Origin of the sequence: Brevibacterium permense (assembly GCF_013280495.1) — a bacterium.
Lineage (GTDB): Bacteria > Actinomycetota > Actinomycetes > Actinomycetales > Brevibacteriaceae > Brevibacterium > Brevibacterium permense.
Genome location: NZ_JABSSX010000002.1, coordinates 471,514 through 485,490 on the forward strand (window position 1 = coordinate 471,514; position 13,977 = coordinate 485,490).

Genomic DNA, 13,977 nt, shown 5'->3' on the forward strand with positions numbered 1-13,977 from the left:
ATTCTCTCATCTGCTGCCAACGCCGGCCTCCTTGACCTGCCGAGCGTTGTCGAGCAGTTCGGCCGCGTGGGCCTTCGCCGAGGCGGAGTCGTCCATGCCCGCCAACATGCGGGAGAGTTCGACGACGCGTTCTCCGTCGGTCAGTTCCTGCACGCCGGAGCGCACGGTCTCGGCGTCATCGTCCTTGACGATGGTCACGTGGGTGTCGGCCCAGGCGGCGACCTGCGGCAGGTGGGTGACGACGATGACCTGAGCACCCTGGGCGAGTTTGGCCAGCCGACGGCCGATCTCCACGGCCGCTTTTCCGCCGACCCCGGCGTCGACTTCGTCGAAGACGTAGGTGGGGATGGATTCGCTGGCGGCTCGGACGACTTCGATGGCGAGCATGACGCGGGAGAGCTCGCCGCCGCTGGCGATCTTCGCGATGTCGTCGGGGATCGAGGATTCGTGGGCGGCGAAGGTCAGCCGGACCTCGTCGGCCCCGTGGGTGGTGGGTTCGCGTTCGGAGATCTCGAAGGCCACCGTAGCTTTCGGCATCGACAGGGCGGTGAGCTCTTCGCTGACCGCTGCGGAGAATTCGTCCGCGGTGGCCTTGCGGATCTCGGTGAGCGCCGAGGCGGCCGCCTCCATGGTCTCGCGAGCTGAGTCGAGTTCGGCGTCGAGTCCGTCGAGGTCGCGGTCCTCGGCTTCGAGTTCGGCGAGTTCCGCGGCCGAGCGGGTTTCGAAGTCGAGGACTTCGGCGACGTCTTGACCGTAGGGAGCCAGGGTGCCGAGTTCCGCGCGTCGTGCTTCGGTCTCTTCCAGCGATGTTTCGCCGAGTTCGTCGAAACCGGAGAGGTAGTTCGACAGTTCCGCGGCGGAGTCGGAGAGGCGCAGCACGGCGTCGCCGAGGGCTTCGCGGATGGTGACGAGTTCCTTGTCGGAGCCTTCGACATCGGCGATCGTGCTGATGGCCTGGTGGACGAGGTCGACGGCGGCGCCGGCATCGTCGATTTCGGAACCGAGCAGCAGGTCGTGGGCGGCGCCGACGGCGCGGGTGATCTCGGCGGCGGCACCGAGTTTCGCCGACTGCGCGGCCAGGGTCTCGTCTTCGCCGGGTTCGGGGCGGACCTTGTCGATGGTCTCCAGGCAGCCGCGCAGCCACAGGATGCGCTCGCGGCGGGCGGCGGTGGAGTCTTTGATGCGGCTGACGCGGGCTTCGGTCTCGCGCCAGTTCTCGAAGGCGGCACGGTAACGATCGGCCACCTCGGCGAGAGCAGTGCCACCGGCGGCGTCGAGGAGGTGACGCTGTTGGGCGGCGCCTTTGAGGCGCAGCTGTTCGGATTGGCCGTGGAGGGTGATGAGGTCGGAGGAGATGTCGGTGAGCACGGAGATCGGCACGGTGCGGCCGCCGGCGGTGGCTCGGGCACGGCCCTTGAGCGCCACGGTGCGGGAGATGATCGCTTCGTCGTCGGCACTGCCGCCGGCATCAATGATGCGTTCGCGCACGGGTTCGGCCACATCGGTGAAGATGCCTTCGACTTCGGCTTTCTCTGCGCCTTTGCGCACGACTCCGGAGCCGACCTTGCGGCCCATGAGCAGGGACAGGGCGGAGACGAACATGGTCTTTCCCGCACCGGTCTCACCGGTGACGACGGTGAAGCCGGTGTCGAGTTCGACGGCGGCCTCGGCGATGACGCCGAGGTGGGAGATGCGCAGTTCGGAGATCATTCAGGCCTCCTTGATCGGTCCTCGCCAGCCGGAGACGGGCAGGCGGAACTTCGCAACGAGTCGGTCGGTGAAGGGGCCGGTGTGGAGGCGCGCGAGCCGGATCGGTGATTTCGAGCGGGTGGCTTCCACGCGGGCCCCGGACGGCAGTTCGAGGGCGCGGCGGCCGTCGCACCACAGCACTGCGGAGAATTCGGGGTTCATCTGGGAGATCTCCACGCCGAGGCGGGAGGTCGGGTTGACGACGAGCGGTTTGGAGAACAGGGCGTGGGCGGAGATCGGGACGAGGATGAGTGCTTCGACCTCGGGCCAGACGATGGGTCCGCCTGCGGAGAACGAGTACGCGGTCGAGCCGGTGGGGGTGGCGAGGATGACGCCGTCGCAGCCGAAGGAGGACACGGGGCGGGCGTCGACGCCGAGGACGACGTCGATCATCCGGGATTTCGAGGTCTTCTCGATGGTTACCTCGTTGAGTGCCCAGGCGTTGAAGATGTTCTCGCCTTCGTGCCACACGGACACGTCGAGCGCGAGCCGCTCCTCGACGGAATAGTCACGTTGGGAGGCGCGGTGGACCGCCTCGGCGAGGTCTTCCTTCTCACTTTCGGCGAGGAAGCCGACATGGCCCAAGTTGATGCCCATGAGCGGGGCACCGGACCCGTGGAAGCGTTCGGCGGCGCGCAGGATCGTGCCGTCGCCGCCGAGGACGATGACGAGTTCGCAGGCGTTCTTCCACTCACCGAGTTCGGAGGGGTCGATGATGACGCAGTGGTTGAGGATGGGTTCGTCGTCGACGGCCTCGGCCTGGCGGGCACGGATGCCGACGATCTCATCGGAGAGGACGACGGGGGTGACTCCGTCGTCGAGGAGGGCCTTGAACACGCTGACGGCGGCCACGGCCGACTCATCACGTTGGGGGTGCAGCAGCACCATGATGTGTCTGGTCACGACTCTCCTCTCATCATTTCGTCCAGGTGGGCGGGGATGTCTGCTTGATCGAGCCTATCGGACTGGTGATGTGTTCGGCCTGGGCGAACACGCAGGAAGTACTCTCGGTTCCCGCTGGGGCCCGGCAGCGGTGAGGGTGAGATGTCGGTGACGCGTCCGGCGTGTTCTCTCACGGCGTCGAGGACGGAGTCGATGGCGCGGCGGCGTTTCTCCCTGCTGGTGACGACGCCGTGTTTGTCCAGCGATGCTCGTGCCAGTTCGAATTGGGGTTTGACCATGAGGAGGAGTTCCCCCGTCGCGGCGGTCGCGGCCAGCAGCGGTCCGATGAGCAGGCGCAGAGAGATGAAGGAGACGTCGGCGACGACGAGGTCGACGGTCGGTACGTCGGAGTCGGTCAGTTCGCGGAGGTTGAGTCCTTCGCGGACGTGGACGCGCGGGTCGTCGCGGAGGATGGTCGCGAGTTGATCGTGGCCGACGTCGACGGCCCAGACGTGTGCGACATCGTGATGGAGGAGGACTTGGGTGAAGCCTCCGGTGGAGGCGCCTGCATCGAGGGCCGTCAGACCCTGAAGTCGGTCGGTGAGGTCGAAAGCCTCGAGCGCGCCGAGGAGTTTGTGGGCGCTGCGGGCGACCCAGGGGTCGGGTTCGGTGACGGTGACGTCGTCGGTGTCCCTCACCTCTTGGGAGGCCTTGGTCGCGGTGCGGCCGTTGACGCTGACGCGACCGGCGGCGATTTCACGGGCGGCGCGAGAGCGGGAGTTCAGCAGCCCGCGGTCGACGAGTGCCCGGTCGAGTCTGCTCACAAGGAGCCCACCTGCGCGTCGAGGTCGCCCAGCAGGGAGTTGAGACGTTCGTGCCGCTCGGCCGCCGGTGCTTCTTTGGCCTCGGCGAGGCTGGACCGCCAGGTCTCGATCGGCACGTCCCCGCTCACCGAGGCGGGTGTCGGGGCAGAAGCAGGGCCGGCTGTCGGGGTCGAGTTCGTGCCAGGAGTCGGTCCGGGTGTCGGGGTCTCGCTCATTTGTCCCCTCCGATCCGGCGGGGCAGGCGTCCTTCGGCCAGGACCGCCTCGGCGTCGGTCTCCCCCGCATCGATGGCTGCCCAGGCTCGGCGGAGTTCGGCTTCGATCCGGGCGGACTCGCCGCGGTCGGTGCCGGTGATGAGCGCTTCGAGTCCGCGCAGATTCGGCAGGATGAACGTCGGTCGACGCTCCGGGCCGGCACGCAGGGCATCGTGGATGTCGTGGATTCCGGTGAGGACGAGGGCGGTGTCGATGCCGGCGGCACAGCCGCCTGCGATATCGGTGTTGAGGCGGTCGCCGACCATGAGGGGCCGGTGCGCGCCGAGGCGGCCGGCTGCGAAGTTCATCATGTGCGGTGCAGGTTTGCCGACGATGACTGGGGCGGCGTCGGTGAGTCGGGCGATGAGATCGACGAAGGCACCGTTGCCGGGGACTTTCCCGGTTTCTGTGAGGAGGGAGAAGTCGGGGTTGCTCGCCCACCATTCGGCGCCCGAGCGGATGATGTCGCAGGTGCGGACGATCTTCGCGTAGTCGATCTCCGGGTCGAGTCCCTGTGCGACGGCGACGGGTGACGCGTCGAGTGAGTCGGTGATCTCGAGGCCCGCCTCTTCGAGTGCGACCCGCAGTCCGGTCGTGCCGAGGAGGTGGACGCGGGCGCCCGGCCCGAAACGTTCGGCTAAGCGTTCGGCGAGCACCTGCGCCGAGGTGGTCACTTCGTCCGCAGAGGCGTCGACGCCCATTCCGGTGATCTTCTCGGCGGTGGCTGCGGCCGTGCGAGTGGCGTTGTTCGTGACGTAGTTGACCGGGATCGACTGGGAGTGGAGCCAATTGATGCCGTCGACGGCGCCATCGACGGCGTGGGTGCCGTGGTAGACCACTCCGTCGAGGTCGAACAGGACGCAGTCGATGGGCGTGCCCGATGATTCGGGCAGGCGCCCATCTGCTGAGTTGTGCTGTTCAGCGGTCAGTGTCACTGCTCTCCGTCGGCCTCGGCTGCTGTTGCGTCGGGCTCGGAGCCTGCGTCGGCGTCGGCTTCTGCATCGGCGAGGATCTCGTCGAGTTCGGCTTCGATCTCATCGTCGGAGACCTTGACCGACTTCAGTTCCTTTGCCGAGACATGTGTCTTCGACTTCGGCGCTGCGGCTGGAGCCTCGGTGCCGGCCCCAGCTTCTGCTCCCTCCGCGGAAGCGTCGACAGCGTCGGATTCCGTCTGCGGTGTCTTAGCTTCGGGCTCGCTGGCCGAGCCTACTTCGGCTTCGGCCGTCTCAGCGGTTTCAGCGTCGGCAGCCTCAGGGTCGTCCTCGACTTCTTCGACTGTTTCGATTTCAACGCCGGCGTTGAGGTCGGGCTCTTCGTCGCCGAACAGGGTGCCGGTCGCCTTGGCCGTCCGGCGGGAGAGCTCTTCGTACTTGTCGGCGAGTTCCGTTTCGCCGTCGATGCGCAGCACCTCGGCGTAGGCGGCCATGAGACGGACCAGTCCGCCGCCGGGCTTCTGGGTGAAGTCCTCGGCTTCGATGAGTCGGCGCGCACCGGCGATGTCGTCGAGGTCGGACTTGGCGCCGGCCGCGACGATGACGAGTTCGGTGCGGGTATCGTTGTCGAGGTCGAGCTCTTCTGCGTTCTTCAGCAGCTCGATGGCCTTCTCGGGCTTGCCGCGACCGCGTTCGGCGTCGGCGATCAGCGCGATGTTGTCATTCGAACCGGAGATGCGGCGATGGGTGCGCAGTTCGCGGACGGCTTCGTCATAGTTCTCCACGTAGTACGCGGCGATGCCGAGTGCTTCGCGGACGACGGCGACACGACCGGCGCGGGCCATAGCGGCCTTGGCGTGTTCGTGGGCGCGTTCCGGGTCGAGGTCGAGCAGCCCGCCTGCGGCGACGAGGTGCTTGGCGACCATGTCGGCGTTCTCTTTGTCGAGGGAACGCAGCTGTGACGAGATCTCTTTGTCGAGTTCACGGCCGGTGACGCCCTCGGGAATCTCGGGTTCCTGAATGCGCGGACGGCGGGCACGCTGTTCGCGTGCGTAGTCGCCGGTGTCGGTCTTGCGGGATGCACGGCGATCGTTGTCGTTGCGACCGTAGCCGCCGCGGCCTCCGCGGTTGTCATCCCGTCGGTTTCCGCGGTAGCCGCCCCGGTGATCGTCACCATCACGACGATCCCGGTTGAAGCCGCCTCGGCGGTCGTCATCGTTCCGACGATTGCCCTGGTAGCCACCGCGGCGGTCGTCGTTGTTGCGACGATTACCTTGGTACCCACCTCGGCGGTCATCTCTCTCACGACGATCTCGATTGAATCCGCCACGACGATCATCATCGTTGCGGCGGTTCTGACCATAGCCGCCTCGGCGATCATCGTCGTTACGACGATTGCCCTGGTAGCCACCGCGACGGTCGTCATCGCGACGATCTCGATTGAATCCGCCACGGCGATCGTCATCACGGCGATTCCGGTTGAAGCCACCATGACGATCGTCATCACGGCGATTCCGGTTGAAGCCACCATGACGATCATCGTCATTCCTGCGGTTCTGACCGTATCCTCGGCGATCGTCGTCGTTGCGACGGTTGCCCTGGTAGCCAGCCCGACGGTCGTCGTCGTTGCGACGACTACCTTGGTACCCACCCCGGCGGTCATCACCGTTACGGCGATCTCGGTTGAATCCGCCTCGGCGATCATCGTCGTTGCGACGATTGCCCTGGTAGCCGCCTCGGCGGTCGGACTGGCGTGGCCCGCGACCGTCCCGGTTGTCCGGTCGACGGTTGCGATTGTTGTCGCGATCTGAGCGGTGACCGCCATCTGCGCGGCGGTTGTCCTGGCTGTCTCGCGAATCCCCTTGGGCCACGATTCTCCCTATGATGTCTTTTCGGTGTTCCGCTCTATTCTAGTCCACTCACCGCTTCGTCGCCGTGTGGGCGGGGACACGTCAGCACCTCGATTCCCCTCAGCACCGTGCCCGTTGTTCTGTGGGTCAACGCCCAGGTCACCGCCTCAGCGCTCTGTTAGAATCAAGGCGAATCCAGTGGAACGGCCGACGGCAATCGAAGAGGTTCGGCGGCAGCGGATGTCCGCGCCGCCTCGACACCAGGGGACGAATGACACCTGACGTGGAAGCTCATTGTGCGGATGACGGATGTCTCCGCGATTCCACGATCAGAATTTCCGGCCCCGTTGCCTGCATGTCCCCCATTGCGGTTAGTGCCTGCCTGTCCCCCAGGGCCGCCGCCGTCCCCCGCCATGTGATGACCAAGATCACCTGCCGGTGTGACCAGCATCATCGGATTGCGCATTCGGCCCCTGATTTCGCCTATTGTGATTGCCGGAAGCATGTGAATGAATGCCGCCGGAGCACTTCGCATCGCCAGTCGAACGGCAGTTCTGCGGCAGTCCGGAAACTCCCCGACATCTCAGGCTCCACGGCAGCGACTGCGCGCTCGGCCCTTCAGATCGCACAACCATTCACCCGCTAGGAATAGGAGAAATCGTGCCAAACACACTCTTCATCGACGGACAGTGGGTTTCAGCCGTCAACGGTGGAACCCGAAAGATCCATAACCCGGCCGACGGCAGCTTCGTCGCCGAGGTGGACGAAGCCAGCCCTGAGGATACCGAGCTGGCGATCAAGGCCGCTCGCCGTGCCTTCGACTCCGGTGTCTGGTCCTCCGTGCCCGCCAGCGAACGCGGCGACCTGCTGCTGAAGTTCGCCTCCGCTCTGCGTGAGCGCAAGGACGAATTCGCGCGTGCCGAGTCCCTCGACACCGGCAAGCGCTTCGTCGAATCGCAGATCGACATGGACGACATCGCAAACTGCTTCGACTACTTCGGCAAGCTCGCCGCCAACGATGCCGGCCGCGTCGTCGACGCCGGCACCGACACCGTTGCATCGAAGATCGTGCACGAGCCCGTCGGCGTCTGCGCGCTCATCACCCCGTGGAACTACCCGCTGCTGCAGGCCGCGTGGAAGATCGCCCCGGCCATCGCCGCCGGCAACACCTTCATCCTCAAGCCTGCCGAACTCACCCCGCACACGGCGATCCTCACCATGCAGGTGCTCGAAGAGCTCGGTCTGCCAGCTGGAGTCGGCAACCTCATCCTCGGTGCGGGTGCCGATGCCGGTGCTCCGCTTTCGACGCATGAGGACATCGACATGGTCTCGTTCACCGGTGGACTCGTCACCGGTCGACTGCTGTTCCGCAACGCCGCCGACTCGATCAAGAAGATCGCCCTAGAGCTCGGCGGCAAGAACCCGAACGTCATCTTCGCCGATGCCGACTTCGATGCAGCTCTGGACAATGCGCTCAACGGCGCCTTCGTCCACTCCGGTCAGGTGTGCTCGGCCGGTGCCCGACTCATCGTCGAAGAATCCATCGCCGAGGAATTCGTCAACCGCCTCGTCGAGCGTGCCGAGCAGATCCGCCTCGGCGGTCCCTTCGATGAGAACGCCGAGACCGGTCCCCTGATCTCCGCAGCACACCGCGATAAGGTGCACGCCTATGTGGAGAAGGGCATCGCCGAAGGTGCGCGTCTGCGCTGCGGCGGCAAGTTCGGCGAAGGTGACCTGGAGAACGGGTTCTACTACCTGCCGACCGTGCTCGACCAGGTCAAGCGCGGAATGTCCGTCGTCTCCGATGAGGCCTTCGGTCCTGTCGTCACCGTCGAGACCTTCTCCACTGTCGATGAGGCTGTCGAGATCGCCAATGACACCTACTACGGTCTGGCCGGAGCAGTGTGGAGCCAGGATGCGGGCAAGACCCAGCTGGTCGCTCAGCGTCTACGCCATGGCACCATCTGGATCAACGACTTCCACCCCTACCTGCCGCAGGCCGAATGGGGCGGTTACAAGCAGTCCGGCTTCGGTCGCGAGCTCGGCCCCACTGGTCTGGCCGAATACCAGGAAGCCAAGCACATCTACCAGAACCTCGAGCCGGCAGTCACCGGCTGGTTCCCCGATCACACCAAGTGATCCGCCGCAGCCTGCAGACGAATACCGCAGTTTAAGGAGAGATGAACAGTGAAGACTACTCATAGCTTTGATTACGTCGTCGTCGGCGGCGGCTCCGCCGGCGCAGCGGTCGCGGCCCGACTGAGCGAGGACCCCGAAGTCACCGTCGGACTGCTCGAAGCCGGACCCACCGACACGGATAAGGACGTCGTCCTTGAGCTCAACCGCTGGATGGAGCTCCTCGAATCCGGCTACGACTGGGACTACCCGATCGAAGAGCAGGAGAACGGCAACTCGTACATGCGCCACGCCCGGGCCAAGGTGCTCGGCGGCTGCTCCTCCCACAACTCATGCATCGCATTCTGGGCTCCGCGCGAGGATCTCGACGAGTGGGAAGAGAAGCACGGCGCAGCCGGATGGGGTTCGAAGGACACCTTCGGCCTGTACAAGAAGCTCGAGAACAATGAGCTGCCCGGTGACCACCACGGCCATGACGGCCCCGTCCGTCTGATGAATGTGCCCCCGGTCGATCCCTGTGGTGTTGCGCTCCTCGACGCCTGTGAGCAGGCCGGCATCCCCCGTGTGCAGTTCAACGAGGGTCAGACCGTCATCAACGGTGCGAACTTCTTCCAGGTCAACCGCAAGGACGACGGCACCCGGTCATCCTCCTCGGTGTCCTACCTCCACCCGATCCTCGACCGTGAGAACCTCACGATCCTCACCGACACTCAGGCCAAGGAGCTCGAGTTCGACGAGGACGACAACTGCACGGCTGTGCTCGTGGTCAACAATGCCTTCGGCAAGACCAACCGGATCGAGGCGAAGAAGGAAGTCATCGTCTCCTCCGGCGCGATCAACACCCCGCAGCTGCTCATGCTCTCGGGCATCGGCCCGAAGGCCCACCTCGCCGAGGTCGGCATCGAAGCTCGCGTGGATTCGCCGGGAGTCGGCGAGCACCTGGGCGATCATCCGGAGGGCGTCATCTCGTGGGAGGCCAAGAAGCCGATGGTCGAGGATTCCACCCAGTGGTGGGAGATCGGCATCTTCTCCCCCACCGAGGACGGGCTCGACCGTCCGGACCTGATGATGCACTACGGTTCGGTGCCCTTCGATATGCACACCCTGCGGCAGGGCTACAAGACCTCGGAGAACTCCTTCTGCCTCACTCCGAATGTCACTCATGCGAAGTCGCGCGGCACCGTGCGCCTGCGCTCGAAGGACTTCCGTGACAAGCCGAAGGTCGACCCCCGATACTTCACCGATCCGGAAGGCCATGACATGCGCGTCATGGTCGCCGGCATCAAGAAGGCCCGCGAGATCATCGCCCAGGACGCCATGTCCGAGTGGGCCGGCGAAGAGCTGTTCCCCGGCAAGGACGTCCAGACCGACGAGCAGATCGCCGACTACATCACCCGCACCCACAACACCGTCTACCACCCGGTCGGCACGGCTCGCATGGGTGCTCCTGATGACGAGATGTCGCCGCTGGATCCGCAGCTGCGGGTCAAGGGTGTCAACCGTCTGCGCGTCGTCGATGCCTCGGCGATGCCGGAGATCACCACGGTCAACCCGAACATCACCGTGATGATGATGGGTGAGAAGTGCGCGGAGATGATCAAGAACGGTCAGTGATCTGACCCGATCGTCTGAATTCCCGATCACCGAGGCGGCCCTGTGCTGACTCAATGACCAGAGTGGGAACTTCGGCCCAGACCCGAAACGAAGGGGGCGCTGCGATCGCAGCGCCCCCTTCGTCATGCCCGAGCTCGGTCAACCGCCTCAGTCGGTGCCAGCGTCCCCGCCCTTACCTTGACCGTGGCTGGTCGCACGGCTGCCAGTGCGGGTGGCCAGCGTCCCCTCACGGCGTCCCTTCTTCTCGCGAGGGATTTCGACATAGGGGTCACGGAACTTCGGTGCCGGTTCGACCGCTTCGGGTTCGGTGACGACTTCCTCATCATCGTCGTATTCGTGACCGAACTGTTCGTCTCCGCCCTGTCGGCGTTCGACCTCCTCGGGTGGCAGGACCTTCTTCCAACGGCGCATGCGCACCCGCGGCAGAACGCCCGCATCCTCGCGCAGGGCTCGCATGAGAGCGTAGATCTGGAAGTAGGCGATGATGAAGAACGGCAGCCCGACGAGGATGATCGTCGACTGCAGCGCTTCGAGCCCTCCCGAGCCGGAGAACACGAGCAGTGCCGCCGTGACGACGGCGACGGCAAGGGCCCAGAAGATGCGCTGCGGCAGCGGGTTGAAGTCCTCATGGCCGTTGTTCATCGTGTCCACCACGAGAGCCGCGGAGTCGACCGAGGTGACGAAGAAGATCACCACGAGGACGATCGCGATCACCGACACAGGTCCGGCCAGCGGGTAGTGGTCGAGGAACGCGAACAGCGCTCCCGGGATGTCTCCCTGGTCGACGACTCGGTCGACCAGTCCTCCGCCTTGGTTGAGCTCGATGTCGAATGAGGCGTAGCCGAAGATGCCGAACCACAGGATCGAGAAGGCGGAGGGGATGGCGAGTACGCCGATGACGAACTGGCGGATGGTGCGTCCGCGGGAGATGCGGGCGATGAAGATGCCGACGAACGGCGACCAGGTGATCGTCCACGCCCAATAGAAGACCGTCCAGGTGTTCTGCCAGCCGGTGTTGGCGAATGTGTCGTTCCACAGCGCGAGTTCGGGCAGCTGTTGGATGTAGGTGCCGAGGGATTCGAAAACGCCCTTGGCCATGAACAGGGTCGGGCCGAAGACGACGATGAAGACGAGCAGCAGCACAGCCACGACGATGTTGAGGTTCGACAGGACCTTGATGCCTTTGTCGAGGCCCAGCGAGACCGAGATCGTGGCGAGTCCGCAGACGACGCCGATGATGATCAGCTGCCACAGAGCGTTCTCGGGGATGCCGATGACCTGGGCGAGACCGCCGTTGATCTGCAGCGTACCCAGACCGATCGAAACGGCGATGCCGAAGACGGTGCCGATGATGGCGACGACATCGATTGTCTTGCCGATGGGACCGTGGATCTTCTCACCGAGGATGGGCTGGAAGATCGAGCTCACGCGCGGCGGCAGGTTCCTCTTGTGGATGAAGTAGGCGAAGCACAGCGCGGGCAGGGTGAAGATCGCCCAGGTGTGCAGGGTGAAGTGATAGTACGTGAAGTTCATGGCATCTACCGCGGCGGCAGGCGTGCCCGGTTCGATGCCGAGGGAAGCACGCGGTGGATCGCCGAAGTGGCTGACGGGTTCGGCAACGCCCCAGAACATGAGGATCGAGCCGATGCCGGCGGCGAAGAGCATGGCGAACCAGGCGCCGTTGGAATGCTCCGGCGGTTCGTCGTCAGGGCCGAGTTTCGCTCGCCCGTAGCGGGAGGCGGCGATGTAGATGAGGAACGCGACGAAGACGGTGACGCCGAGGATGTAGAACCAGCCGAGGTTCGTCAGCAGCCAATCCGAGGCGACCGAGACGCCTGCGTCGAGCTGATCGGTGAAGAAGATCGTCCCGAGGACGAAGATGATGATCACGGCCGCTGAGGAGAAGAAGATGGCCGGGTTGGTGCGGAGTCGAAGTGCGTCGTGCAGCTTATCGAGCATAGGGTGCCTTCCTTAGGATCTTGCCGTACACACTACAGAAGCATCAATCGATTTCAACGCAACCGCTTGTCACGAATACGTCTCACTGCGCTCGAGCGAGAACCCGCGCGGAGGCGGCCTTCCCATGCGAAGCACGATCGCTTGCAGTGCCCGGAGGTCCGAGACCAACGAGACGGTGCCCGAACCGTGGGTGGTTCGGGCACCGTCTCATCTGACTCAGGCCGACGATGTGTCAGTGCCTCGGAGCTTCGGGGTCCCCTCCGTCATCGAGCGGATCCACCCTCCGATCGCCGCGAGCGTATGGGTCTTGAGTGCCGCGTTGGTCGACTCGAGGATCGTACTCCTCGGCCAGCGGTTCCTCGGTTCGCTGGACCGGTTCGTCTGGCCGCCGCCCGGTCTCCGATGCGGTTTCGTCGCGACGGTGCTCAGTCTGGTGGTTCGTCGACATCCCATGAGCCCCAGCCGCCCCAGCGGAACCCGAGTTGTCTGCACGACGAGCGTCACCGGCACCACGAGGTGTATCCGGGTCCAGTTCGTCGGCATGTTTCAACCTGCGGTCGTGCTCGATCCGTTCGGCTTTCACAGCTTCTTCGCGTTTCGCAGCCTGAGAATCCAGCTGCTCGGCCTGTGCCGCCTGACGATCAGCTTCAGCAGCTCGAGCATCGGCTTCGGCTTTTGCGCGCTTTGCCTCTGCTCTCTGCTTTTCGACTTCGGCTTCTCGAGCACGAACATCATGTTCGGATTCGGCAGCCTCCTGCCGAATCTGCGCGGCCTCTTGCCGCTGGTGTTCGCGCTTCTTCGCTGCCGCCTTGCGGCTGACTGCGATGATGATCCCGACGATGATCAGGACCACGACGATGGCGACGACGATCCAGATGATGGTTGATGCGTTCATGCGGTCTCTCCCTTGCTGTCTATTCGGATGTCGCTATTCACTTGCATCCGACCCAGCGGACAGTTTCATCGTGACATGCAAAACATCTATCGACAAGCATTTGGACTTCAGAGGGAGTTCGCGCGTCCACCTATCCGGAGGGATCTGTCCGGTGGGCCACCGGCTTGATGGCCGTCATTTGACCGCTGGTCGCAACGTCAGATCGGGTTGCCGCGTTCCATCAGTTCCATAACGATCCATTTGGCGAGGACTTCAGGATCGACCGTGAGCATATGCGGGAGGCGCAGGGTCCGCCTCCGGTCAGGCGTGGCCGGAGTTCTGATGCTCACGTCGATATAGGAGCTGACGTTCACCTTGGTGATGTGGACTTCGAGAATACGGGCCCATGGCACGCCGCCTTCGGGGAATCCGTCCACGGCAGCCCACAGACCGAAGTTGTTGACGATCACCTGTGGTGCGGGCGGAGAGGAACGGCGCAACCCGAGAAAACCGGCAGGGTTCCGCAGAAACTGTTTCGCCCGGTTGAACCCGATCGCGACCTCACCGTCGCGAGCAAGCTCGGTTCTGAGAGCGTCAATTGTCTTCGTCTCCATCCCATCCCCTCCTCCCCTAATTACTACCTGACGGGGGTACTGCTACCTGGCGCGGGGTTGCTGGGCCGCCGTCAGGTAGCAACAAGCACCAGCAATCACACCCACACGCGAAAGCACCAGTACGTGAATACAGTAATGGCCCCACCCAACACAGTTGGACGAGGCCACCACCCTTAAAAAATATTGCGGCAGTCACTTACTCTCCCACAACCACCAAGTTGCAGTACCATCAGCGCGAATGGGCTTAGCTACCGGGATCGGAACGGTTAACCGGGCGTTTCCCCACCAC

General features: G+C 64.4%; 12 protein-coding genes and 1 rRNA gene. 4 read left to right on the forward strand and 9 right to left on the reverse strand.

What is annotated here, in order from left to right; translation table 11 throughout:
- Positions 1 to 6 precede the first annotated feature (6 nt).
- The 6 genes from recN to HK353_RS04965 are packed head-to-tail and all read right to left on the reverse strand — an operon-like array spanning position 7 to position 5,567.
- Entirely contained in the window at positions 7 to 1,710 is a 1,704-nt protein-coding gene (gene recN, locus HK353_RS04945) for a DNA repair protein RecN (RefSeq protein WP_173153166.1), read from the reverse strand.
- A complete protein-coding gene (locus HK353_RS04950) occupies positions 1,711 to 2,652 on the reverse strand; it encodes an NAD kinase (RefSeq protein ID WP_180345671.1) in 942 nt (313 codons plus the stop codon). It lies immediately after the preceding gene.
- Positions 2,649 to 3,455 (reverse strand): TlyA family RNA methyltransferase, encoded by an 807-nt coding sequence (locus HK353_RS04955; RefSeq protein WP_342589819.1) that lies wholly within the window; start codon positions 3,453 to 3,455, stop codon positions 2,649 to 2,651. Before HK353_RS04955 ends, HK353_RS04950 begins: the two co-directional genes overlap by 4 nt.
- Positions 3,452 to 3,670 carry a hypothetical protein gene (locus HK353_RS16930; protein WP_245395774.1) on the reverse strand — a complete coding sequence of 73 codons (219 nt, stop codon included), beginning with the start codon at positions 3,668 to 3,670 and terminating at the stop codon, positions 3,452 to 3,454. Before HK353_RS16930 ends, HK353_RS04955 begins: the two co-directional genes overlap by 4 nt.
- Positions 3,667 to 4,644: an HAD-IIA family hydrolase gene (locus HK353_RS04960; RefSeq protein WP_342589820.1), complete on the reverse strand. Its 978-nt coding sequence runs from the start codon at positions 4,642 to 4,644 to the stop codon at positions 3,667 to 3,669. Before HK353_RS04960 ends, HK353_RS16930 begins: the two co-directional genes overlap by 4 nt.
- A complete protein-coding gene (locus HK353_RS04965) occupies positions 4,641 to 5,567 on the reverse strand; it encodes a hypothetical protein (protein ID WP_245395775.1) in 927 nt (308 codons plus the stop codon). Before HK353_RS04965 ends, HK353_RS04960 begins: the two co-directional genes overlap by 4 nt.
- Before the next feature lie 237 nt (positions 5,568 to 5,804).
- On the opposite strand from HK353_RS04965, the gene HK353_RS04970 reads away from it, so the two are divergent.
- From HK353_RS04970 to HK353_RS04980, 3 genes are all read left to right on the forward strand, one after another.
- Complete coding sequence (locus HK353_RS04970) at positions 5,805 to 6,452, forward strand: hypothetical protein (RefSeq protein WP_173153171.1); 648 nt, start codon at positions 5,805 to 5,807, stop codon at positions 6,450 to 6,452.
- Positions 6,453 to 7,151: 699 nt separating this feature from the next.
- Positions 7,152 to 8,630, forward strand: coding sequence for an aldehyde dehydrogenase family protein (locus HK353_RS04975; protein ID WP_173153174.1), 1,479 nt, complete (start codon positions 7,152 to 7,154; stop codon positions 8,628 to 8,630).
- Between the two features lie 48 nt (positions 8,631 to 8,678).
- Positions 8,679 to 10,241: a GMC oxidoreductase gene (locus tag HK353_RS04980; protein WP_173153177.1), complete on the forward strand. Its 1,563-nt coding sequence runs from the start codon at positions 8,679 to 8,681 to the stop codon at positions 10,239 to 10,241.
- 147 nt (positions 10,242 to 10,388) lie between these two features.
- Here the strand turns inward: HK353_RS04980 and HK353_RS04985 are convergent, their stop codons facing one another.
- The gene (locus tag HK353_RS04985) at positions 10,389 to 12,200 is read right to left on the reverse strand and encodes a BCCT family transporter (protein WP_173153180.1); all 1,812 of its coding nucleotides are present in this window, start codon (positions 12,198 to 12,200) and stop codon (positions 10,389 to 10,391) included.
- Between the two features lie 559 nt (positions 12,201 to 12,759).
- On the opposite strand from HK353_RS04985, the gene HK353_RS04990 reads away from it, so the two are divergent.
- Positions 12,760 to 13,086, forward strand: a complete 327-nt coding sequence (locus tag HK353_RS04990; protein WP_173153183.1) for a hypothetical protein — start codon at positions 12,760 to 12,762, stop codon at positions 13,084 to 13,086.
- Between the two features lie 206 nt (positions 13,087 to 13,292).
- Here the strand turns inward: HK353_RS04990 and HK353_RS04995 are convergent, their stop codons facing one another.
- Both HK353_RS04995 and rrf read right to left on the reverse strand, forming a co-directional pair.
- On the reverse strand, positions 13,293 to 13,688 hold the full coding sequence (locus HK353_RS04995; RefSeq protein ID WP_173153186.1) for a hypothetical protein: 396 nt from the start codon (positions 13,686 to 13,688) through the stop codon (positions 13,293 to 13,295).
- 183 nt (positions 13,689 to 13,871) lie between these two features.
- Positions 13,872 to 13,977 (reverse strand): 5S ribosomal RNA (gene rrf / locus HK353_RS05000); the annotation flags it as partial.

Excerpts from the sequence above, each read along its gene's own strand:
- recN (WP_173153166.1), bottom strand. The coding sequence starts at position 1,710 with ATGATCTCCGAACTGCGCATCTCCCACCTCGGCGTCATCGCCGAGGCC.
- HK353_RS16930 (WP_245395774.1), bottom strand. The coding sequence starts at position 3,670 with ATGAGCGAGACCCCGACACCCGGACCGACTCCTGGCACGAACTCGACC.
- HK353_RS04965 (WP_245395775.1), bottom strand. The coding sequence starts at position 5,567 with ATGGTCGCCAAGCACCTCGTCGCCGCAGGCGGGCTGCTCGACCTCGAC.
- HK353_RS04985 (WP_173153180.1), bottom strand. The coding sequence starts at position 12,200 with ATGCTCGATAAGCTGCACGACGCACTTCGACTCCGCACCAACCCGGCC.
- HK353_RS04995 (WP_173153186.1), bottom strand. The coding sequence starts at position 13,688 with ATGGAGACGAAGACAATTGACGCTCTCAGAACCGAGCTTGCTCGCGAC.